The sequence below is a fragment of the Dysgonomonas mossii DSM 22836 genome, from assembly GCF_000213575.1.
GTDB lineage: Bacteria > Bacteroidota > Bacteroidia > Bacteroidales > Dysgonomonadaceae > Dysgonomonas > Dysgonomonas mossii.
This window is the reverse complement of record NZ_GL892006.1, coordinates 701922-725225: the sequence shown is the minus strand read 5'-3', so window position 1 is coordinate 725225 and position 23304 is coordinate 701922. Positions and strand designations below refer to the sequence as shown.

Annotated in this window: 19 protein-coding genes and 1 pseudogene; 3 read left to right on the top strand and 17 right to left on the bottom strand. The window is 42.0% G+C overall.

All coding sequences use genetic code 11. The annotated features are described in order from the left end of the window. The first annotated feature begins 61 nt into the window (after positions 1-61). Complete coding sequence (locus HMPREF9456_RS10000; RefSeq protein ID WP_006843396.1) at positions 62-841, top strand: 4Fe-4S binding protein; 780 nt, start codon at positions 62-64, stop codon at positions 839-841. Positions 842-848: 7 nt separating this feature from the next. Beyond that, positions 849-1829 (top strand): Gfo/Idh/MocA family protein, encoded by a 981-nt coding sequence (locus tag HMPREF9456_RS09995; protein WP_006843395.1) that lies wholly within the window; start codon positions 849-851, stop codon positions 1827-1829. Positions 1830-1840: 11 nt separating this feature from the next. On the opposite strand, the gene HMPREF9456_RS09990 is transcribed toward HMPREF9456_RS09995, so the two are convergent. The 13 genes and pseudogenes from HMPREF9456_RS09990 to HMPREF9456_RS09930 all read right to left on the bottom strand — a co-directional run bounded on the left by HMPREF9456_RS09990 (position 1841) and on the right by HMPREF9456_RS09930 (position 18933). Beyond that, positions 1841-3010 (bottom strand): MFS transporter, encoded by a 1170-nt coding sequence (locus tag HMPREF9456_RS09990; protein WP_006843394.1) that lies wholly within the window; start codon positions 3008-3010, stop codon positions 1841-1843. A 71-nt stretch (positions 3011-3081) separates the two neighbouring features. After that, the gene (locus HMPREF9456_RS09985; protein ID WP_006843393.1) at positions 3082-3606 is read right to left on the bottom strand and encodes an OmpH/Skp family outer membrane protein; all 525 of its coding nucleotides are present in this window, start codon (positions 3604-3606) and stop codon (positions 3082-3084) included. 211 nt (positions 3607-3817) lie between these two features. Then, positions 3818-6790, bottom strand: coding sequence for a translation initiation factor IF-2 (gene infB / locus HMPREF9456_RS09980; protein ID WP_006843392.1), 2973 nt, complete (start codon positions 6788-6790; stop codon positions 3818-3820). Positions 6791-6908: 118 nt separating this feature from the next. Further along, positions 6909-8165 carry a transcription termination factor NusA gene (gene nusA / locus HMPREF9456_RS09975; RefSeq protein ID WP_006843391.1) on the bottom strand — a complete coding sequence of 419 codons (1257 nt, stop codon included), beginning with the start codon at positions 8163-8165 and terminating at the stop codon, positions 6909-6911. Positions 8166-8170: 5 nt separating this feature from the next. Continuing rightward, complete coding sequence (gene rimP / locus HMPREF9456_RS09970; protein ID WP_026177075.1) at positions 8171-8638, bottom strand: ribosome assembly cofactor RimP; 468 nt, start codon at positions 8636-8638, stop codon at positions 8171-8173. A 134-nt stretch (positions 8639-8772) separates the two neighbouring features. After that, positions 8773-11040, bottom strand: coding sequence for a RelA/SpoT family protein (locus tag HMPREF9456_RS09965; RefSeq protein ID WP_006843389.1), 2268 nt, complete (start codon positions 11038-11040; stop codon positions 8773-8775). Positions 11041-11864: 824 nt separating this feature from the next. Further along, positions 11865-13142 (bottom strand): annotated as a pseudogene (locus tag HMPREF9456_RS17675) (lytic transglycosylase domain-containing protein); the annotation flags it as partial. A 26-nt stretch (positions 13143-13168) separates the two neighbouring features. Then, positions 13169-13867: a DUF5683 domain-containing protein gene (locus HMPREF9456_RS09955; protein ID WP_006843387.1), complete on the bottom strand. Its 699-nt coding sequence runs from the start codon at positions 13865-13867 to the stop codon at positions 13169-13171. 26 nt (positions 13868-13893) lie between these two features. Then, on the bottom strand, positions 13894-14802 hold the full coding sequence (locus tag HMPREF9456_RS09950) for a ParB/RepB/Spo0J family partition protein (protein WP_018074925.1): 909 nt from the start codon (positions 14800-14802) through the stop codon (positions 13894-13896). A 34-nt stretch (positions 14803-14836) separates the two neighbouring features. Continuing rightward, positions 14837-15601, bottom strand: coding sequence for a ParA family protein (locus tag HMPREF9456_RS09945; RefSeq protein WP_006843385.1), 765 nt, complete (start codon positions 15599-15601; stop codon positions 14837-14839). Positions 15602-15753: 152 nt separating this feature from the next. Then, positions 15754-16917, bottom strand: coding sequence for a glycosyltransferase (locus HMPREF9456_RS09940; RefSeq protein WP_006843384.1), 1164 nt, complete (start codon positions 16915-16917; stop codon positions 15754-15756). Then, entirely contained in the window at positions 16918-17877 is a 960-nt protein-coding gene (gene hemH / locus HMPREF9456_RS09935) for a ferrochelatase (RefSeq protein WP_006843383.1), read from the bottom strand. An 81-nt stretch (positions 17878-17958) separates the two neighbouring features. Beyond that, a complete protein-coding gene (locus tag HMPREF9456_RS09930) occupies positions 17959-18933 on the bottom strand; it encodes a type I phosphomannose isomerase catalytic subunit (RefSeq protein ID WP_006843382.1) in 975 nt (324 codons plus the stop codon). A gap of 258 nt (positions 18934-19191) precedes the next feature. On the opposite strand from HMPREF9456_RS09930, the gene HMPREF9456_RS17215 reads away from it, so the two are divergent. Then, positions 19192-19794: a hypothetical protein gene (locus HMPREF9456_RS17215; protein WP_006843381.1), complete on the top strand. Its 603-nt coding sequence runs from the start codon at positions 19192-19194 to the stop codon at positions 19792-19794. 58 nt (positions 19795-19852) lie between these two features. On the opposite strand, the gene HMPREF9456_RS09920 is transcribed toward HMPREF9456_RS17215, so the two are convergent. Genes HMPREF9456_RS09920 through HMPREF9456_RS09905 form a run of 4 tightly spaced genes read right to left on the bottom strand, consistent with a single transcriptional unit; the run spans position 19853 to position 23182 of the window. Then, positions 19853-21859, bottom strand: coding sequence for an alpha amylase C-terminal domain-containing protein (locus tag HMPREF9456_RS09920; RefSeq protein WP_006843380.1), 2007 nt, complete (start codon positions 21857-21859; stop codon positions 19853-19855). 48 nt (positions 21860-21907) lie between these two features. Beyond that, complete coding sequence (locus HMPREF9456_RS09915) at positions 21908-22354, bottom strand: NanQ anomerase/TabA/YiaL family protein (protein WP_006843379.1); 447 nt, start codon at positions 22352-22354, stop codon at positions 21908-21910. Positions 22355-22367: 13 nt separating this feature from the next. Then, positions 22368-22757 carry a DUF805 domain-containing protein gene (locus HMPREF9456_RS09910; RefSeq protein WP_006843378.1) on the bottom strand — a complete coding sequence of 130 codons (390 nt, stop codon included), beginning with the start codon at positions 22755-22757 and terminating at the stop codon, positions 22368-22370. A gap of 20 nt (positions 22758-22777) precedes the next feature. After that, positions 22778-23182: a hypothetical protein gene (locus HMPREF9456_RS09905; RefSeq protein WP_006843377.1), complete on the bottom strand. Its 405-nt coding sequence runs from the start codon at positions 23180-23182 to the stop codon at positions 22778-22780. Positions 23183-23304 lie beyond the last annotated feature (122 nt).

Below are 23304 nucleotides of genomic sequence, written 5' to 3'. Positions count from 1 at the left end.
TCTCATAAAGGTGGGTTTTGTATTTATTTGTAACTTTAATAGCGATTATAAAACTACTGACATGAAAAATATACATCTTATCTATTTTAGTCCTTCCCTGTCTACCCGCAAGATAATCCGTAAGATCGGCAAAGAGATGGGTACAAAGATTAAAGAACATGACGTTACAATGGGATTCCCCGATACATTGAACATCGAGAGTCATGATCTTGTCATATTTGGTATTCCTGTTTATGCAGGACGTGTACCTCAATTAGCGGTCAAGGCTTTCGAGAAGATAAAAGGCGATAAGACTCCCGCCGTGTTGGTATGCGTGTATGGCAACAGAAACTATGACGATGCCCTTCTTGAGCTCAAAGATATATCCGTGGCAAATGGCTTTGTGCCCATAGCGGCCGGTGCTTTCATTGCACGCCATTCTATCTTCTCGGATGTTGCTGTGGGACGTCCCGATAAGGAAGACAAGCAGGAGATTCAAAAATTTGCACAAGAATGCTTCCGATTATATCAATCTTACAACAAAAACAAACAATATAGCTTGCCAGACGTTAAAGGTAATTATCCCTATCGTGAACCAACACAGGGAGGATATGTTCCTACAGGTGATGATAGGTGCGACGATTGCGGAACATGTGTAAGTCAATGTCCGACAAGTGCCATACCAAGGAGTAATCCCAAAGTGACGAATATGGATCTATGTATCCGTTGCGCACGTTGTATTACTCTATGTCCTGAGCATTCGCGTGCGTTTAGAGGCGAATTATACGAAACGGTTAAAACGAAATTTGCACCACTTATGGCTGTACGCAAAGAGCCGGAAGTGTATATGTGTAAAATATAAAGGCGATATGAAAAGTGTAAAATGGGGTATAATAGGCGCAGGAGCCGTCTGTGAAAGAAAAAGCGGACCTGCATTTTATGAGATAGAGCATTCATGGTTGCGGGCTATTATGCGCCGTGATGCAGAAAAAGCAGCGGATTTTGCCAAGCGTCACGGTGTAAGAAGATATTATACCGATGCCGACCAATTGATCAACGATCCGGAAGTGAATATTGTATATATAGCTACTCCGCCACACTTGCATAAAGAATATGCAATAAGGGTGTTGCAGGCAGGTAAGCCCGTTTATGTAGAGAAACCAATGGCTATGAGTTATGCCGAATGTCTCGAAATGGTAGAAGCGGCAAAGCAGGCAAATCAGAAATTATTTGTAGCACATTATCGCAGAGCACTGCCTTATTTCCTGAAAGTAAAAGATCTGATCGACAGTCAGGCTATAGGTAAGATTTTGACTGTTAATGTTCGTCTCTTCCGTCCTGCCAGTGCTTCCGATATGGATAAGCAGCAGCAGACGTGGCGGCTAAAACGTGAGATAGCAGGCGAAGGTTATTTTTTCGACCTCGCTCCACATACGCTCGATATACTCGATTTTCTTTTAGGTGAGATCTCTGATGCCAAAGGATATTATAGTAATCTGGGGGGATGCTATGACGTTGCAGACACTCTGTCCGCAATTTTACAGTTTAAGTCGGGGGCGCAAGGTGTTGCCGAATGGTGTTTTATATCGTCCGAAAAGTCGAGAGAAGATACGATCACCATTACGGGAACAGAAGGTTCTATTCGTTTCAGTACCTTCCAGTTTACGCCTATTCTTTTATCATCCATTGATAGAGAGCAGTTCTTCATGCCCGCTCAACCCGATCATATTCAACAACCGCTCATTCAGACGATAGTAGATGAGCTCAGAGGGTCTTGTCCGTGTCCATCTACCGGAGAGACTGCATTAAGAACGGCAAAGGTGATGGATATGATAATCGGGAAGATATAGATTGCTGCGATTTATCTCAACCTCTTTCTTTCAAAGATAACCCGCGAGCAAGTCCAGTATACAACTACACTTACCGCGCACAGACCCGAAGCGACCATATATAGTGTTTCGAAAGAGAAATATCCTGTGAGGTAACCACCTACCAGCATACCCAGTGCCAGACCGAGGTCGAACCCGATGAGGTAAGTTGAGTTGGCTGTCCCTCGTTGATTATTCTCTGCAAGATTGATGTATAGTGTTTGCAGTGCCGGAAACATCATTCCGAATCCTACTCCGATAAACAGCCCCGATATGCAGAAGGCATAGATATTATGAACCAAAGCAAATACAAGAAAAGCAATAGCAACAATGGCCATTGCCGATACATTTACCTCGTGTATTTTGCCTTTATCAACGAGTTTTCCCGCAAAGACGCGCGAAGCAATAATACCTCCCGCCCAGAACAGGAAGAAAATCCCCGCATTAGGAATACCGAGCCCCTTGCCATACTGCGCAACAAACGGGCCTATTGTACCCCATGCAAAGCAGGGTAGGAGTTGGTTGAGGAATATAGGCCAGCCTTTGATCAGGAAAAAGCGGTCGAACGAAATTTTCTGTCTTTCTACTTTTGTCTTTATCGGTGCTTTTATAAGCGATACGGTGATAATACCCAATGCCCCCATTGCAATGGCGCACCATAGCAATACATCAAATCCTGAATGATTATATATATGGATGGCTATAAAAGGGCCGATGGCCATCGCTACATTCATAAATGTGCCATAGTAGCCAATGCCCTCAGCTCGCCGCTCGGAGGGAACAACGTCTATCGCCAATGTGCTCGACGATACGGTAGACAATCCCCAAGTGATGCCATGTATAAAGCGGACAACAATGAACAGCAAGACGGTTGTTGCCCAAAAATAGCCGAAGAATATAAGTACATAACACGAAAAAGCAATCAGCAGTATCTTCTTGCGGGAATACAGGTCTACGATAAATCCCGAAAAAGGACGAACAAACATCAGTGCAATGGCATACGATGCCAGCACAATACCCGTTTGAGATTGGGGAACGCCCATCTGTTCGGTAATATATAGAGGAATGGATGGCATTAGCAGATTGAATGAGCATGCCATCAGGAAGTTAGCCAAACATACATTGAGATAGCTTAACGACCAAAGTTTTGCTTTTTGTGACATATACGGTGTTGCCTAAAAACAAAATGCTTCCGATAATCAGAAGCATTCATTATACAATTATTTGATAAATCTTACCTGATTCCTAATTTCTGTTTTACCAACAATGTAGCATTAGTAGCGTCCGGAGTAACGAATGCTATAGATGGATTGGCAAGATCGTAAATACATACAAATCCGTTTTCGATTCCTACCTGATAGATAGCATCCTTTAGTCTCTGGCGTAGAGGTTCTATCAGAGCTTTCTCCTGATTTTGGATATCTTCTTGAGCCACTTTCATAAAATCATTGATTTGACGTTCAAGCTCGTAAAGTTCTTGCATACGGCGCAAACGAATATTTTCCGCCATAGATGTCTGATATGATATGAAGTCAGAATATTTCTTATTATAATCATTCTGCATAACCTTCATCTCTTCCTTGTACTTGTTATTCAGGTCGATCAACTGATTCGATGCTTTCACCTTTTCGGGCATAGCTTCGAGCAACTCGTTCGAATTAATAAACGCAATCTGCTGAGCAGTTTGTGCTGCCAGATCTTTCGCAAAAAATAAAGGAAGAATTATAAGTGTAGATATAAGAATAATTTTTTTCATCATGATGATTTGTCGTTTCTGTGTATGACAATTTTCAAAATCTGACGAAGAAATCTTTTGTAATCAACCGCAAAACTGATTGATAGTTGTGTGTTTCGGTGGCATGGTTAGTACCACCGACCTTCAAGGCAAGATTTGCTTGTAACAACTATCAATTGGTTTCTTAGGTTAAATCTTTATTATATTGGATACAAAGGTATACAATAATTTAATATTACAAAGTTTTCTTCACTTCTATTTCTTCAAATGGCTCAATTATGTCGCCAACTTTTATATCATTGTAGTTGTGGATGTTCAAACCGCACTCATATCCCGATGCTACTTCTTTCACATCGTCTTTGAAGCGTTTGAGCGATCCCAGCTCTCCCGAATAGATTACGATACCGTCGCGGATGATACGTATCTTGTTTGCACGTTTCAGCTTTCCTTCTTTCACCATACAACCGGCAACTGTACCCACCTTTGTGATCTTGAAGACTTCGCGTACTTCCACATATCCGGTTTGTACTTCTTTGATTTCAGGAGATAACATACCTTCCATCGCCGATGTTACTTCGTCTATAGCATCATAGATGATAGAATACAAGCGGATTTCAACTCCGTCTTTCTCTGCAATTCTGCGGGCAGCCTGTGACGGACGCACTTGGAACCCGATAACGATAGCGTCTGATGCGGCAGCCAGCGTGATGTCTGATTCTGATATCTGACCTACGGCTTTGTGTATCACATTCACCTGTATTTCTTCTGTCGACAGCCTGATCAGTGAGTCTGCAAGAGCCTCTACCGAACCATCCACGTCACCTTTCACAATCACGTTCAGCTGTTGGAAGTTACCGATAGCAATACGGCGACCTATATCATCGAGAGTAAGTATTTTCTGTGTACGCAGACCTTGTTCGCGTTGTAGCTGTTCACGTTTCGCTGCTATTTCGCGGGCTTCCTGCTCTGTTTCCAGCACGTGGAATATATCACCGGCCTGTGGAGCACCGTTAAGACCTAGTATGAGTGCCGGTGCGGCAGGCGCAGCTGCTTCTGTAGGTTGGTTACGCTCGTTAAACATTGCTTTAACACGACCGTAATATGTTCCGGCCAATACGATATCTCCTTTTCTCAGTGTACCGTTTTCTACAAGTACCGTAGACAGGTATCCTCTACCTTTGTCGAGAGACGACTCAATCACCGATCCGGTAGCTCTCCTGTTAGGGTTTGCTTTCAGATCTAGGAGTTCGGCTTCCAATAGTACTTTTTCGAGTAGCTCATCTACACCAAGACCTTGTTTTGCCGAAATATCTTGCGACTGGTATTTTCCTCCCCAGTCTTCTACAAGGTAGTTCATTCCTGCCAGTGTTTCCTTTATTTTTTCAGGGTTGGCACTTGGCTTATCTATTTTATTGATAGCAAACACGATTGGTACGCCTGCCGCTGCTGCGTGGTTTATTGCTTCCACGGTTTGAGGCATGACGCTGTCGTCGGCTGCTACAATGATAATTGCTATATCTGTTACTTTTGCTCCACGTGCACGCATCGCCGTAAAGGCTTCGTGACCCGGAGTATCGAGGAATGTGATACGTCTTCCCGATTTCAGTTTAACGTTGTATGCCCCGATGTGCTGGGTGATTCCCCCTGCTTCGCCGGCAATCACATTTGTTTGGCGTATGGTATCCAGTAGCGATGTTTTACCGTGGTCTACGTGTCCCATTACGGTAACGATAGGAGCACGAGGTTCCATATCTTCGGGATTGTCTTCTTCCTCGTTTATTGCTTCCACTACTTCGGCACTTACGTATTCGGTTTCGAATCCGAATTCTTCGGCAACGATATTGATCGTTTCAGCATCTAGTCGTTGGTTGATAGACACCATGATACCGATACTCATACAAGTAGAGATAACTTTTATCACAGGTACATTCATCATGTTGGCGAGGTCGTTGGCGGTTACAAATTCTGTAATCTTCAACACCTTGCTTTCGTGCATCTGTTGTTCTAGTTCCTCCTGTTGTCTTTGAGATACAGCTTCACGCTTCTCTCTTCTATATTTAGCCCCTTTGTTTTTTCCGCCTTTGCTAGTCAAGCGCGCCAGGGTTTCTTTTATTTGCTTTTGTACGTCTTCTTCGTTTACAGCATGCTTGATGATAGGCTTGCGTACGCTGCGTTTCGATCTGTCGCCTCCGGCATGTGGTTGCTGTTGTCCGCCACCGCCACCTTGAGGTATAGCTCCTTTCTCGATGTCGACTTTTCCTTTTTTGATACGATTGCGTTTTTTCTTCGATGCGTCATCATTGTCATCGTTGATTGCTTTTCGTTTCTTCTCTTCGTCTGTTTCTTTTTTCAACAGGCGAACAGTGTTTTCTTTCACCCTTTTCTGATCTTGCATTTCTTTTTCCAAGCGTTCTTTTTTCTTTTCGGCTTTGGTTTTCTTTGCAGGACGGGTTTTATCGTTTATCGAACTTAAGTCGATAGTGCCTTTTACAACAATATTTGATTTTATCGTTGCCTTATTCAGCCTGAATATTTTATCTCCCCTTTCTTCTGTTTCTTCATTTGCGGGAGCAGTAGACGTCGGTTGAGGTTTATCCTCTTTTTCTTCGTCTTTCTCAATAATGGCATTTTCTTCTTTTTGTATAAACACAGGTTCTTCTTTTGGTGTTTTTTCTATAGCCGGTTGCTTTATTTCTTCTTCGGCCTTAGGCTCTTCTTCTACTTTTTCTACGATAGGAGCCGGGGCTTCTTCTACTTCTATTTCTGGGGCTTTTACTTCAGGAACCTCAACCTTTGGTGCTTCAACAACCGGAGCCTCCGCCTCAGGGGCTTGCTCTTCTTGTTTCACTTCTACTCTTTTTGGTCTGTTCAGAGCATCGAGATCAATCTTATCCACAATCTGCACATGCGGCTTAATGGATTCGGGTATCTCTGTTCTGATCACTTCCGGTTCATTTTGAGCTTTGGCTTCTTCCTCTTCTTTCTTAGCCTGAGCTTTTACAAGCTCTTTCTTTTCTTCTCGTCTGCTTAATAGAGCATCGATGTCGGAGTCTCGTCCGAATTCTTTTACCAGCAATTCGTATTGTTCACTGCCAATTTTAGTATTCGGGTTTGATTCTACATCAAAGCCTTTCTTATGTAGGAATTCAACAAGGCTGCTGATTCCTACATTCAAATCTTTGGATATTTTTATTAATCTTATCGACATATATTTTTTTTAATTCTAAAAATAGACAGTGAACCCAATAAATGCTTCTGAAAACAGATGAGGTTGGCTTTCTCCAAATACAAAAGTATTAAGAAATCAGCTAATCACCAAATAAAGCTTAAGCTTCATCATCAAATTCGGCACGTAAAATATTGAGTATTTCGTCTACAGTGTTTTCTTCAAGGTCGGCTTCCTGTATGAGTTTGTCTCTGTCGGTAGCCAACACGTTTTTAGCTGTAACGCAACCAATTTTTTTCAACTGATCGATAACCCATCCGTCGATTTCGTCGCGGAACTCGTCCAAGTAGATGTCTTCTTCGTCGAAGTCGTCGATGTCGCGGTACACGTCTATCGTGTATCCGGTAAGCATACTTGCCAGCTTGATATTGAAACCGCCCTTACCGATAGCAAGTGATACTTCTTCGGGACGTAGCAATACTTCTGCACGTTTTTCTTCTTCATTGATCTTCACCGAAGTTATTTTGGCAGGGCTAAGGGCACGTTGTATATACAGATTCATATTCGACGTATAGTTGATAATGTCGATATTCTCGTTGCGCAACTCTCTCACGATTCCATGTATACGCGATCCTTTCATACCTACGCAGGCACCCACAGGGTCGATGCGTTCGTCGTACGATTCTACGGCTACTTTGGCTCTTTCTCCCGGTATGCGGGCTATGTTTTTTATTGTGATCAGTCCGTCGTTTATTTCAGGAACTTCGAGCTCGAGCAATCTTTCGAGGAATGTCGGTGAAGTTCTTGATAAAATAATCTTCGGATTGTTGTTCTTATTGTCAACTCTTTCTACTACTGCACGAACATGCTCGCCTTTGCGGAAAAAGTCGCTAGGGATCTGTTCTGTTTTAGGTAAAAGAAGTTCTTCTTTTTCGTCATCGAGCAACAGGATTTCTTTTTTCCATATCTGGTAAACTTCACCCGATACGATTTCGCCTATCTTCTCTTTGTAGCGGTTGTATAAGCTTTCTTTTTGCAGCTCAAGTATTTTGGATGTCAACGTCTGGCGAAGGTTGAGGATGGCACGACGTCCGAAGTCTTCGAAAAATACTTCGTCTGTCACTTCTTCTCCTACCTCAAAGTCTTCGTCTATCTTTTTGGCTTCCGAAAGTGCAATTTCTGTATTATCATCCTCTAATTGATCGTCTTCTACGATGACACGATTGCGCCATATCTCAAGGTCTCCTTTGTCGGGGTTGATGATTACGTCATAATTATCATTCGACCCAAACAGTTTTGCTATTACATTGCGGAAAGAGTCTTCGAGCACACTGATCATAGTCATTCTGTCTATGCTCTTCAGTTCTTTAAATTCTGAAAATGTATCAATTAGATTGATAGTTTCTTTCTTAGCCATGGTTGTTATTTAAATCTTATTAAATATTTTGTATGTTTTACGTCTTGATAAACAAAAGAGAAATCTTCGTCTACTGCAACTTTCTTTTTCCCTCCATCGGGTTTCACCATCTTGGTAACGGTAATTACAAAAGAATTATCGTCGCACGATTTGAGTACACCCGAAAGTTTTTGTCCTTTCTTTGTCAGCACTTCTACTTCGTTACCAATATATTTCTTGTACTGGCGTGGTATTTTCAGAGGAGAAGTTATACCTGCCGATCCTACTTCGAGCTCAAAATCTTCCGCTTCTCTGTCTAGATGCGATTCTATATTGCGGCTCAATGCAATGCAGTCGTCAATGCTTACACCTTCGTCGCTGTCTACTTCTACAACTATTGCATTGCCGGGTTTTACCACTACATCTACAAGAAACATTGTTGTTCCTTCCAGATATTTCTCTGTGATATCTCTTATGAGTTCTTTTTCTATCATTTTTTTTACCAAGTAATAAAAAAAGGAAGCCACAGCCTCCTTCTCTCCCTTTTGTATTTCGGATACAAAATTAGGGAATTTTATTTTTTTTTCCAAATTTTGGAAGCGAATATGTTGATCTTAAGATTTTTTATTTATACAGGTTGAGTATATTCTCCTCCGATTTGCTTCCTGTTAACGGCTTTTACTCCCTTTATTTTGGCTAAGCGAGCGCATAATGCCTGCAAGTCGTTCACATCGTGAACGTTTACCACGATTCGCCCTTCAAATACGCCATCGTTCGATTCTATGCTCATGTTTTTGATATTCAGCGACCCGGCAGTGATCACTTTTGTGATGTCGTTGAGCATTCCTATGCGGTCGATACCGTTGATGGTGATGGCCGAAATGAACGGAAATTGTGTATAGCTACCCCATTCGAGGTTTACAATCCTGTTGCCGTAGCTGGCTTTCAGTTTGAGTGCTACGGGGCAGTTTATGCTGTGTACTTCTACTTCGTTGTTGTCTGTAATATATCCGATTACCTTGTCGCCCGGAATGGGGTTGCAGCAGGTTGGCATTATAAAATTCTTGTTGAAAGAATCTTCTTCGAGGATATATGTTTTTTTAGGGTCTATCGGCTCGTTCTCCGATATTTTTGTTTCTGCTTTCCCTATTTTTTTGCCTACATGCAATGCTTGTTTCATGTAGCTGAATATACCATTGTTAGGGTTTTGCTTTTTTAGCGTTAGCAGCTTTTCTATTTTCTGTGGCAGAGCTATTTCTTGGTTGCCGATAGCATAGAAAAGATCTTCTTTATTCGTTTTCTGATAGTAGTCCATCATTTTGTCGAGGATAGGCTGCGTAATCTCTATCGTTGAGCCTTCGGTGCTTTTGTAAAGCATTTCCTCTCCTTGCTTGGCGATGTCCCTTTTCAGTTTTCGCAGAGCATATTCTACCTTTGTGCGGGCTTTGGCAGTAGTAACGATGCTCAGCCATTCGAACTTAGGTATCTGCGATTTGGATGTAAGTATTTCTACCTGATCTCCACTTTTTAGCTTCTCACTCAGCGGAACGAGCTTATGATTTACTTTGGCTCCGATGCAATGGTCTCCGATGTCGGAATGCAGATCGTAAGCAAAGTCTAAAGCTGTGGCTCCCTGCGCCAATGTCCTGATTTCACCTTTTGGGGTGAATACGAATATCTCTTGCGAAAAGAGATTGAGTTTTATTGTATCCAAAAAGTCCAGTGCGTTCGGGCTTGGGCTTTCCAGTATTTCCTGAATTGTTTTGAGCCACTTGTCTAGCTCGGTATCTTCTTCTACTTTGCCTTCTTTGTATTTCCAATGTGCCGCAAATCCTTTTTCTGCGACATCGTCCATTCGACGACTGCGTATTTGTATTTCTACCCACTGCCCGTCGGGTCCCATTACGGTGAGGTGCAGTGCCTGATAACCGTTGGCTTTGGGACGGCTTACCCAGTCTCGGATACGGTCGGGGCGAAGCTTGTAAATGTCTGTTATGACGGAATATATATCCCAACATCGCTTTTTCTCGTCTACACCGAGTTCGTTTTCGAAAATGATGCGGACAGCGAATATATCGTATATCTCCTCGAATGGCACACCTTTGGCTTGCATCTTGTTCCAGATAGAATACACCGATTTGTCTCGCGCCCTGATTTCGTATTTAAATCCAAGCTCATTCAGTTTTTCTATAACAGGTTGTGCAAAATGTTCGTAGAGGTCTTTTCTCGAGAGGTGTGTTTCTTGAAGTTTGGATGATATTTCCTGATATATTTGTGGGTTTTCCCATTTGAAGCTGAGTTCTTCAAGTTCTGTTTTTATGGCAAATAGTCCTAAGCGATGGGCGAGGGGGGCATAAATAAACATGGTTTCTCCGGCTATTTTGTATTGCTTGGCCGGCGCCATAGACCCCAATGTTCGCATGTTGTGCAAGCGGTCGGCTATCTTGACCAGGATAACACGGATATCGTCCGACATGGTAAGCAGCAGTTTCCTGAAATTCTCGGCCTGTGCCGAAACATTCTCCCCAAACATGCCACTCGATATTTTTGTCAGCCCGTCTACAATCTGAGCTATTTTCTCACCAAAGAGAACTTTTATATCTTCTACTGTATATTCGGTATCTTCTACCACGTCGTGCAGCAATGCCGCACAGATGGATGTGGAACCCAGCCCTATCTCGCCGCAAACAATGCGTGCGACGGCTATCGGGTGCATAATATATGGCTCTCCCGAACGGCGACGGGCTCCTTTGTGAGCCTCCTTTGCCAGAAGGAAAGCTTTGGTAATAATTTCTACCTTGCGCCTGTGGTTCGTCTTAAGATAATCATCGATCAGACCGTTAAATTCCGCCTCGATGGCTAAATCATCATTCGTATGTGTATCCTCTTTACCCATAAATATTCAGTAAGGATACAAAAATAGTAAATTCAACGACAATTAACAGCAAGAGTGTTGCAATAAAGTGGTTTTAACAATAATGTTTTATTTCCTTATTAGTTGCCGGCTGTAAGCGTTTCGTCTTTTGTTGGCTGTTGCGCTTTGATATTCGATGCACCCTCGGTTCTGCTGTCGGGAAGAATGATCAATAATCGTTGTCCAACCTTTGCTACATTCGATGACAGCTTATTCCAAGTTATGATCTCCTTTTTTGTTACATTATAGCGTGAAGCTATCTGTGTAATGGTTTCTCCAATTCTTACTTTGTGGTATATAATTTTGGATTCACCTGCCGAGCGGGTTTCTTTAGCAGTAGAGTTGTCGTCTTCATCGTCGCTATCGTCTGAAGCTATGCGTACACGAGGAAGCTGAGATTCATCTCGTTCTGTTCCTACTTTTTTCAGGTAGGTGTCGAAGAGTGATGCTGTAAAGGCTGTATCTATTTCTACTGTTGGCAATATCGGCTCACTCAGTTTGTTTTGTACAGCTACTTCTTCTTCTACCTCAATATATTTTGTTTTCTGAATTTTCAGTTGCTTGCCGGCTATCAGGCTATTGTTTTTTATATTGTTCCATTTCTTTAGCTGAGCCACTGTTGTTCCGTTCTTCTTTGCTATCCCAGACCAAGTATCACCTCTGCGAATTTTGTAGTACGAGGTTACTGTTTTAGCTTCGGTTTTTTTTATGGTATTTACCGACTGATTGCTTGTATTACCCGAGCTTTGAGTATTGGATGCCAATACTGCTTCGCCTGATTGTTGTTCTGCTTTTTGCGGAACTTCACGATATATTTTCAGGCGTCTACCTACTGTCAGTTTGTTAGACGATAGGCTATTCCATTGTTTTATCTGATTGGATGTTACTCCGTATTTGTTTGCCAGCTTAGATAGTGTGTCTCCTCTTTTTACCCGATAGGTAATTGTTTTGGAGCCCGATGTGCCTCCGCCAACTACATCCAGTCCTGCAACCTTGCGGTGCGGCATCAGCTCTTCAAACTTATGAGCGTATATTGTATCCTTGTTCTCGATAAATGCAGATACCTTTTGTATTGGCAGGTTCAGTGCATATCCTTTGTATTCGCCGGGTATTATGTCGCTCTTAAACTGAGGGTTGAACTGGCGCAAGTCGTCAACAGATACATTTATTATATCGGCGATTTGCTGGAAGTGCACGTTTTTATTAATCATCAACGAGTCCATCGATGCCGGATTGCTACACTCTATAGGACAGATATTATGGTCGTTGTAATAATTCATTATATATGTAGCAGCGATAAATGCAGGTACATATCCTCTGGTTTCGCGAGGCAGATAAGGGTAGATAGCCCAATAGTCGGTTTGTCCTCCACTGCGTCGTATGGCTTTGTTTACATTTCCGGGTCCGCAGTTGTATGCAGCAATCACAAGATTCCAGTCGCCATAGATAGAGTATAAATCTTTGAGGTATTTGGCTGCGGCATTTGTCGACTTCATCGGGTCGCGGCGTTCGTCTACCAGACTGTTTATCTCCAGATCGTACATCTTTCCGGTACTTGCCATGAATTGCCAAAGTCCTGTTGCTCCTACTCTTGAGCGGGCAATAGGATTGAGTGCTGATTCTATAACGGGCAGATATTTTAGTTCGAGAGGTAATCCTTCACGGTCGAGAGCTTCTTCAAATAGCGGGAAATAATATTTTCCTTCTCCCAGCATGTAGCTCACCTGATTTTTTCTACGTCCGGCATACATTTCTATATAGCTTCTTACTACGGGGTTGAATACCAACTCCATCTTAGTAGGCAGGCTATACAAGCGGCGTATGTAAATCGAATCGTCAAAAACGATTGGCAGGTCGCTTAGTGATTTGCAATCGTCTCCATATTTAACATTCTTACTCCATGTAGACAACAACTGGTCGTAATTTTGCTCCATGTCTGCAGGGAAAATAATCGAATTGTCTGTGATTGTGTCGCGTAATGCGAGAGATTTGCGATTACTTTGCCCGACGACTGCGAGTGAGCAGCCAATAAGAAATCCGGTAAATATAATTTTTCTCAGCATAAGTGTTTTTTTATGATACATAGCAAGGGATAGGAACCCTGCTTAGTTTAAAAATTTATAATACATTGAAGCCCGAAAGCGGCTTTAGAATAGGGTGTCGGTATCCAGATCATGGGTTCAATCCGCATGGATAGATCCGGAGACATATCAAAATCATATAATTGAGCATCGACATACGCGTCGATCATACATAGTGCATATACTCCAACCGAAGCAATAATAGCCAGGTCGCGATTTCTCCTGAAAAAGTCTTTCTGACGCTTAAATCTATCGATCCAAACTTGTTTATTTGCCTGTACGTCTTTGTTGCTTATAAAGTTCAGATAACTTGTTCCTGTTCCCAATACCAAGTCTTTATAAGCTTGCGAATACTCGTTGTAACGTGCTCCATTCCATGTTATGGCATAGGTAAGCCCTAATGCGCCTCCATAGATAATGGGTAGTTTCCAGTATTTGCGGTTGTAGATCTGCCCTGCTCCCGGAAAGATAGCCGAATATAAGACTGCCTTTTTAGAGTCGGGCTTAAACTCAGGTTTGCCAATCGTAATTATAGAATCGCCTAATACTACTACAGGTTTTTCCTTTATCAGCGGAGATACGGTATCACTCTTGATAGCGTTTTGTTTTGCTTCCCGCCGTGCATTTTTGAGAATGGTAGAATCATTTGGAAGTGCCTCCTGAGCATTGCTACTCAGATAAAAGTTCCCTAAAACGCAACACAAACCAATTATTAACCCCTTCCTCATATAGATATTACGGAGAATACTTCGTTTTATTTTTTTAATTGGTCAAAAATAGCTATAATTTTTTCCAGATCTTCTTCCGACTTGAAAGGGATGCTTATTTTCCCTTTTCCTTTTTCGTTGCAAGTCAGTTGAACCTTTGTAGAAAAGAATTTTGATAAATGGTCTTTCAACAATTCAAATTCTTCGGGTGTCGCCTTTTTTATTCCCGCTTTTTTTACGGTTTCTACTGCTTTCTCTTCTTTAAGCAGGTCTTCAAGCTTTTCTCCCTTGCTGATAGCTCTTACGTATTCTTCTACTTTGCGTACCGACAGCCCTTCTTCAAGTATCAGTTCGTATACTTCGAGTTGAGCGGTAGGGTCTTCGAGAGTGACAAGTGTACGGGCGTGTGCCATATCTATCTTCTTGTCTCTGATTCCCATTTGTATTTCAGCCGGAAGCTTCAACAAGCGCAGGTAGTTGGCTATTGTTGTTCTTTTTTTGCCTATACGCTCACTCAGGCGTTCCTGTGTGAGATTATATGTTTCTATCAGATTTTGATATGCCAAAGCTATTTCTATCGAGTTTAGGTCTTCACGCTGGATATTTTCCACAAGGGCCATCTCCATCACATTTTCGTCCTCTGCAGTTTTTATATATGCAGGGATTGTAGTCAGGGAGGCCATGAGTGAAGCTCTGTAGCGACGTTCTCCGGCTATGATCTGATATGAGTCTTCGTTTATTTTTCGTAAAGTAATTGGCTGTATAACACCTATCTGGCGAATAGAAGATGCAAGCTCTTGTAATGCTTCATCATCAAAAATACGTCTTGGCTGATCGGGATTAGCCTGTATTTTCGACAATTCTATTTCGTTGATAGAGGAAGAGCCTTCGGTCTTTACTTCGTCAATGGCAATCAGTGCATCGAGTCCTCTTCCTAAAACCATTTTTTTAGCCATAATTGTTAGTTATATATTCTACAGAAAAACAAAGTTAAGAATTTTTCTCAATAAGCTCTTGCGCCAGCTGCATATGATTGACTGCTCCTTTGGATGCTGCATCGTATACCAATACCGGCTGAGCGAAACTTTGCGATTCGCTGAGTTTTATATTTCGCTGTATAACGGTAGTAAATACCAAGTCTTGGAAGTGGTTTTTCACCTCTTCATATATTTGGTTTGCCAAGCGCAAACGGGCATCGTACATCGTGAGAAGGAATCCTTCTATTTCTAATGCCGGGTTTAGCTTGTTCTTTATTATCTTTATTGTATTCAGTAATTTGCTGATTCCTTCGAGGGCGAAATATTCGCACTGCACGGGTATGATGATAGAGTCTGCCGCTGTAAGCGCATTTACTGTAATCAACCCCAATGACGGAGAGCAGTCGATGAGTATAAAATCATAATCGGCCTTCAGGGGAACTAACACTGCTGCCAGTTGTTTTTCCCTGTTTTCTATGTTCAGCATTTCCAATTCGGCTCCTACCAGATTGATGTGCGAAGGCAATACATCAAGGCGTTCTATGTCGGTATTTACGATTGCATCTTTGGGCAATGCTGTGCCGATAAGGCATTCATAGATCGTTTTGTTTACTTTCTTTATGTCTACCCCAAGCCCGGAAGATGCATTTGCTTGAGGGTCGGCGTCTACTACCAGTACCTTTTTTTCGAGTGCTGCCAACGATGCCGCCAAGTTGATTGTGGTGGTGGTTTTTCCTACGCCACCCTTTTGATTAGCTAATGCTATAATTTTACCCATAGAGAAAGTTAATAATAAAATTTCCGAGGACAAATTAAATAAATAAAAATAGGATTTAGAAGTTAAATATGTGTAACAAGATATTTTTTGTTGAAAAGTAAGTGTAATTGTTAATAAAAGTCGAGCGTATTTATCTACTTGTACACCAAAAGCTATGAATTAACAGCCAATAGTTTTTCCACGCTTTTCAGCCAGCCCTGATAGTCGAATCGGGCGACAGCCTTGTCGAGGTCTGTACTGTATTTGACGGATAGGGTAGGGTTGTCCAAAACCATCTTCATGCCCTGATAAACCCCTTCGGTACTATTGTCTACAAGGATGCCGTATTTGCCTCCGTCTACAATGTCGCCCGGGCCTCCGCAGTTGGTTGTTATCACAGGTGTTTTTAGTGCCATCGATTCGAGTAAGGCGAGTGAAAAGCTTTCTCTCTCGGATACGCATAGCGACCACTTGCATTGTAATATATAAGGAAAAGGATTATCGATACGTCCTTTCAGCGTGATTGTGTCCTGCAGGTGTGATATTGTAATGGAATCTTGCATCGATTGGCTATCCATGCCTTCGCCTATTATATATATATGGAAATCGTATCCTTCTTCTTTTAACCTCCTTGCTGCACTAATGAGCCTATCGGTACGTTTTTCGGGAGAAGTACGGGTTAGTAATATGAAGTTAGTTTGTCCTTGCGGCAGGGCGTCTATCGTTTGTTTCGATTTTTCGATCGCTTTTGTAAGGTCTATAGCGTTGTATAAAACCCGTATGTCCTGATTGGGACTTGTTCCGTTGTGCAATACCGATAGGTATGCGTTTCTGGCTGCATCCGACACACATACTATTTTATCAAAATGGTTGTATGAGCCTTGCACAAGTTTTAATTGCTTCTTGTTGAGCCATGCAGAGAATTTATCTCGCAAAGAATCAGTTTCGTATATGCGTTTATATAAGATGTTGTGTATCCATAATATTTTAGGTAACCGCATCTTGCTGAAGATACGAGCAAAAAATGTTTCTTTGAAACAAACGATCTGGTCGTAGTCAGATTCTTTTATGCCTTTCCATTTGGCAAACAAGCGGGGAAAGAATACCATAAAATTCTCTCCCAACTTTCTTTTCAGGTGCGATGTATTCTCTTTGTATATATACTTTATAGTAATTGATTGGGATATTTCTTCGATCAATATATTCTTGTCCGAAGGCATTGGCAAAAGAAGCGTGATTGCACACTCCTTGTCTGCCAGATGATTGAGCAGGCTCACCAATAGCTTTTCGGTTCCGCCTGTTTCCATGCCATCGTTGAAGAATAAAATACGTTTCATCTAAGAAATTATTTTAGCTACAGCTTCTACCCAATGCGGCTCACTGTTGAGGCAAGGGATATATGTAAGGTCTGTACCTCCTTGTTTAAGGAACAGTTCTTTTGTTTTTATATCTATATCGTATAATGTTTCCAGATTGTCGGCAGCAAAGCCCGGAGCAACCACCAGCAGCTTCTTCTGGCCTTCTTCTGCCAGTTCTTTTACTATTTCATCCAAGTCGGGGCCCAGCCATTTCTTGCCCATTGCCGAGTGGTAGGTTTGGCGGGTTTTCTTCGTGTCGATACCCAGCTCCTTGATCACAAGCCTCACTGTTTCTTTGGTTTGATATACGTAGTCGAATTCTTTTCCTTTCTTCCAGCCTTTTTCTACATGGTCGAGCGGCAGGCTGTGGAAACTGAAAATAATTTTGTCGTATTCTTTTTCGATATATGGTCGTATACTTTCGGCTAAAGCAGAAATATAGGCAGGATGATTGAAGTACGGCTCTATAAATTTTAGTCTGAAAGGGTACGGGCGTTTAAAAAACTCTTTGCCAACCTGATCTACCGCTGTCTTGTACGATGATTCTGCATACTGAGGAAACAGTGGGAACACAACTACCTCATGCAATCGGTTATTCTTGCTCATCAGGTAATCGAGTGCGGCAGCCGTATCGGGTTGACCGTATCTCATGGCCGGTTCGGTGGGGAGGCCTGTGAGCTCTTCCAGCTTTTCGGACAATTGTTTTGCCTGATGTATCAATGGCGAGTCGTCGAGCGAATCGTCCCAGATGAGTTCGTAATGTGCTGTAGAGCTGAACTGACGGAGCGGAATAATAATTCCGTTGACCAAGATAGGTCTAAACCAATCGGGAACGGTCATCACATAGGGGTCGGAAAGCATCGAACGGATAAAGAATTTTACATCTTTTCGTTCACATGTCTTCGGACTACCTGTATTTACTATCAATACTCCTCTCATTTTTCTTCTAAAAAAGACACCATACGCTCCCGGAAAGGAAAATATGGTGTCACGTTATTATATAAATATCTTATAAACTAACTATACATATGTTTCCAAAAGTAGGACATTGCCTTCGGGGCTGATGCTTACGCTTTGTGTGTCGGCAGGGATAAGGATTGTTTCACCTTGCTTCACACTCAGGTCGTTGCCTTTGTTGTCTCGTATGCTGCAAGCACCTCCCATACAAATATAAGCAACAAATGAATCATTGTCGCTATAGTCTCTTGTAATATCTTTGGTAAGCTCAAGCAGATTGGTTGTGAAATATCTGCACGATTCCAGTTCTACCGGTTGATTTTCCTTGCGGGTATATGCTGTTTGGTAGCTGTCGTACAATTTATAATCGATAGCATCTTTAGCCAGTTCGGTATGCAACTCGCGTCCGTTACCGTTGGCATCTTTGCGGTTGTAGTCGTAGATACGGTATGTGATGTTCGATGTTTGTTGTATTTCTGCGATGAATGTTCCCGCACCGATTGCATGAACACGTCCGGCAGGCAAGAAGAATACATCTCCTTTTTTAACGTCATGTTTTGCAAGATAATCTACAAATGTATTGTCCTCAATGCTTTTTACATATCCATCGGGAGTTATTTCTTTTTCGAATCCCGAATACAGGAATGCGCCCGGAGCAGCATTGATAACGTACCACATCTCTGTTTTTCCGAAAGAGTTGTGTCTTTTCTTGGCCAGTTCATCGTCAGGGTGTACCTGTATCGACAGATTGTCTCGTGCATCTATAAACTTGATAAGCAAAGGAAATGTAGTGCCGAACGTTTCAAAATTATTCTTCCCGAGCAACTGCTCTTTGTATGTAGAAATAATTTCGTCGAGGCTTTTGTTTTCCAAGTCTCCGTTGGCCACTACCGAAACGTTACCTTCCACACTCGATATTTCCCAGCTTTCGCCGATCCCTGCCCGAAGCGGGCTTACGTTTTTAAACTTACATATTTCGTCTCCCCCCCAGATGATGGATTTGAGGATAGGTTTAAATTTTAATGGGTATAAACTCATTTGGTTGAAAATTTATTTTTGTGATTACACTGAATATCCGTGATTGCGATTAATCTATTTTCGTGATTTCCGAACAGTAAGCTTACGTTTATTATAAGCTTTTCAAGAAATCAGAACAAAAATAGTCAATCTTTTTATTATTATCCGTTATTATTTAATTTACCTAAATAAGTGTAATCTGTATTTATAAAAAATTAATATATTCGTAGAAGCTTACTAAGCACACAAACTTACAGTTACACGATAATAGACTACGCTATGAATTTTATTTTTGGAACAAGGGGAACGTCCGCTTCTCCTATTCAGACACGACAGTCATGCCCTGCATGTGGTAAGGAAGATTCTATTCTTATGGTGCCACATCAGCATTATTTTCATTTGTTTCGGATTCCCTTATTTCCGACAACTAAACATTTCACACCTGCTTGTTGTTCATGCGAAACATCGTTTACCATCCAACAATTTCCCGTGACGGACGAAATTCGCAATCGGTTCAAAACCCCTCGGTGGATATTTATTATACCATCAGTGCTCGCACTACTAATCATCTTTATCCTTGTGTGGGTTGTCGTAAACGCTATATCCGGCGAAGTGGATATAAAAGACAAGGTAGTGAATCCACAGGTGGGAGATGTTTACTATGTGAGGTACGACAAAAATGAATATAGCCTGATGAAGGTTGCATCATTTACGGTCGATTCTATTTATTTTTATTTGTCTCCCGGTAGAACTGAAGAGAGAGGGTTGGATATGATGCCCGGAGTTGATGTTTACGATACAATCTTAAAGAAGGGTTTTTCGAAGGATGAACTGAAATCTAATTCGGTGAAAGGAGTAGAAATTTTGAAGATTGAAAGATAAGAATTGCCTAAAAGGTAGAGGGGATTCTACCTTTTAGGCAACTTGTTTTATCTAAGAGCTAGTCTATTTTTCTCAGTACAAAAGCCGTACGGGCAGGTATGTATAACTTGAGCCAGCCTTTTCCGTCTTTGTGGTATAGCTCGTCGTGTATCGTGAAATGTTCTATACTGTCGTCCGTCAGACCGTTTCCTCCAAAAGCCAGCGAATCGGTATCGAGCACTACCTGATATTTCCCTTCAGGGGCAAGGAATCCATAATCGTAGAACGATTGGCTCGGGTTGAAACTGAAAACAAATATCAGATTGCCACGCATGTAGGCGAGCACCTGATCTTCGTCCTTGTCCCAGAGTCTTATAATAGGTGTTTGCTCAAATTTCTTTTCCGATTTTAGAAGCGAAAGCATGGCTTTATCAAAATCTCCCAAATGATGATAGCGCAGGTCTTTGTTGTCTGCCAGCCACCATTGTCGGCGGGCATACTTGTGCGACCATCCGTTGCCCTCACGAGGGAAGTCTACCCATTCGGGGTGTCCGAATTCGTTCCCCATAAAGTTGAGGTAGCCGCCATTGATTGTTGAGGCAGTTGCAAGGCGTATCATTTTGTGCAGGGCTATTCCTCTGTCGGTGGCGTACGAACTGCCGTAATGCTTCGACATATACCAATACATATCAGAGTCTATAAGCCTGAATATTATTGTTTTGTCGCCTACCAATGCTTGGTCGTGGCTCTCGGCGTAAGAGATTGTTTTCTCTTCCTCACGGCGATTTGTCAGTTCCCAGAATATGCTTGTAGGATGCCAGTCTTCGTCTTTTCGCTCTTTGATGATTTTTATCCAGTAGTCGGGTATATTCATCGCCATGCGGTAGTCGAAGCCGTATCCGCCGTCTTTTATTTTCGTTGCCAGTCCCGGCATGCCGCTTACTTCTTCTGCTATGGTAATGGCATTAGGGCGTACTTCGTGAATTAGCTTGTTTGCCAATGTAAGGTAGCAGATGGCATCGTCGTCTTCGTTGCCGTTGTAGTAGTCGTCATAGCCGCTAAAGTTATCTCCCAGTCCGTGCGAGTAATAAAGCATAGAGGTGACCCCATCGAAACGGAAGCCGTCGAAGTTGTATTCTTCGAGCCAAAATTTACAGTTGGAAAGCAGGAAGTGTACGACCTGACTTTTTCCATAGTCGAAGATCAACGAATCCCAAGCCGGGTGCTCACGCCTGCTGCCTCCATGAAAATATTGGGTGTAAGAACCGTCGAATCGTCCCAGTCCTTCTTTTTCATTTTTTACGGCATGCGAGTGTACGATGTCCATAATCACAGCTATGCCCATCGCATGCGCATCGTCTATCAGGTGCTTTAGTTCGTCGGGTGTGCCAAAGCGTGAAGATGCCGCAAAAAAGCTGGAGACGTGATATCCGAACGAACCGTAATACGGATGCTCCTGTATAGCCATTATCTGGATGGCATTGTAGCCGTCTTCTTTGATACGGGGAAGTACATTTATTCTGAACTCTTCGTATGTACCCACCCTTTCGTCTTCTACGGCCATACCTATATGGCATTCGTAAATCAGAAGGGGATTGGTATCCGGCTTAAATTTCTTTGTTCGGAACTCATAAGGCTGTACAGGATCCCACACCTGTGCGCTGAATATATGTGTTTGATAGTCTTGTACTACTCTGGTTGTCCATGCGGGGATACGTTCGCCCTCGCCACCATTCCAACATACAATAAGTTTGTACAGGTCGTGATGTTTTATCTTGTCCAGAGGCAGTTCTATTTGCCATTCACCGTTACCGTTTGGTTGCAGTCTGAACTCTTCAGTTTTTTGCCAGCCGTTGAAATCGCCTATCATATAGATAGCCGTTGCATTGGGTGCCCATTCTCTGAATATCCACGACGTTTCTGTTTTGTGAAGCCCAAAATACAGGTGTCCTGAGGCAAATTCAGAAAGAGTGATCTTTCCGTTGCCGGTAAGGTCGGCCTCTCTTTTCTGAATATATTCGTAACGGCCTTCTATCGCTGCTGCATAAGGTTCTAACCAAGGGTCGTTTTTAATGAGTTTAAGCATGTCTGTCAATTGTTAATTACAGTCCGTCTCCCAACGTGGGGGAGGGACTTATATTTTTATTTTTACCACTACTTTTCTTACCTGTCCTTCGCCTATGCAAGGGGCATGCCCATCTTCGGGGAAGAATATAAGGAAGTTGCCGGGTAAGACTGTTATCTGTGTTTCAGTTTTGTCGTCAAAGAACTGAATGTCTTTTTCTTCATCAAAGTTGCCGATAGGATGCGTCAGGTCTTGGCGAGCTTTCCATCCGAAGGTTTCAGGTCTGCTTATTGGCAGTTGTATATCTATATATTTGTTGTGCGCCTCCGGCTTCGCATTGTCGGCGGCTCTCAGGTCACTGTCGCTTACCATTACAAAAAGGTCTTTGCCTTTCAGTTCTGTCTTAGTCGGTTCGGTTTTCGAGAAATCAATCGATTTCAGATAGTCAAATGCCTGTTTAAACAGTGGGTGTAGTTGTTCGTATTTTCCTGAGTTTTCTAATTTGTCTAATATCATTTTTTCTCTTCTTTTACTCCTGTTCGGGTACTCCTATATTGTCTATCATATCTTCTACGCTTTCGTTGCCTTCGCCTTTGGGATTAAGTCCATATTCATTTTCGCCATAATCACTTCCTGCAAAAAGCATCCAAAAACCATAAAAAGGAATGAGCTGATAGAATCCGCTATTACCCCTGTCGTGACATCTTTTTGCTCCTTGTGTAATCAAAAACCAATAAGCAGGTATTAAAAATAAAAAAAGAAATGCTGCGCTTTCTTCCAATCGGCCGGATAACTCCATTATGAGAGCGATAGTAAAATAATATGCTAGGTAAATAAGATAACTAAGCCCATATTCTAGTCTGCGGATACGTCCTTTTGCAGAAAAGGGATTTTGAAACATGCGTTGTTTGTCTTCCATATTTTATTTTGTAATTCTTTTTATTGTTTATATTCCTGAGGTGTTACGATTGTAGAAAATATATACTTTCCATTTTGGTCGTTGTATATATACTTTACGGTGATATCGTTATCCCTGAATATTTTTAAGTCGGGGTTTGTTTTCAATACCTCCAAAAGCTGCGGCTTCAATTGTGTCTTGAAAGTAGTGGTATCACTTATCACTACTTGCAATACGGTAAGATGATACTCAAAATTACTACTGCCCACGGCAACGCACTTATCTAGGCGAGTCCACTGATCCAATGTCTTAGGACAATCTTTATTTGTCTCGGCTGCTATTGTCTGCAACTTGCTTTCGATACTGCCTGCACACCGGGTGAATGAAAAAATGCTAATTAGCAGAAATGTGCAAATAAGGTTTCGGCTATTTAGAAGTTTGTTCATGGATGCTTAAATTTTATAAACCATACAAGTTTAAGAAAATTAATCGGATTATCTGTTAATTCCGCTGTTTTTTATTGTGGAAGCCGATTAAATGTTTCTCCTTAACGTTATTTTTACTTACT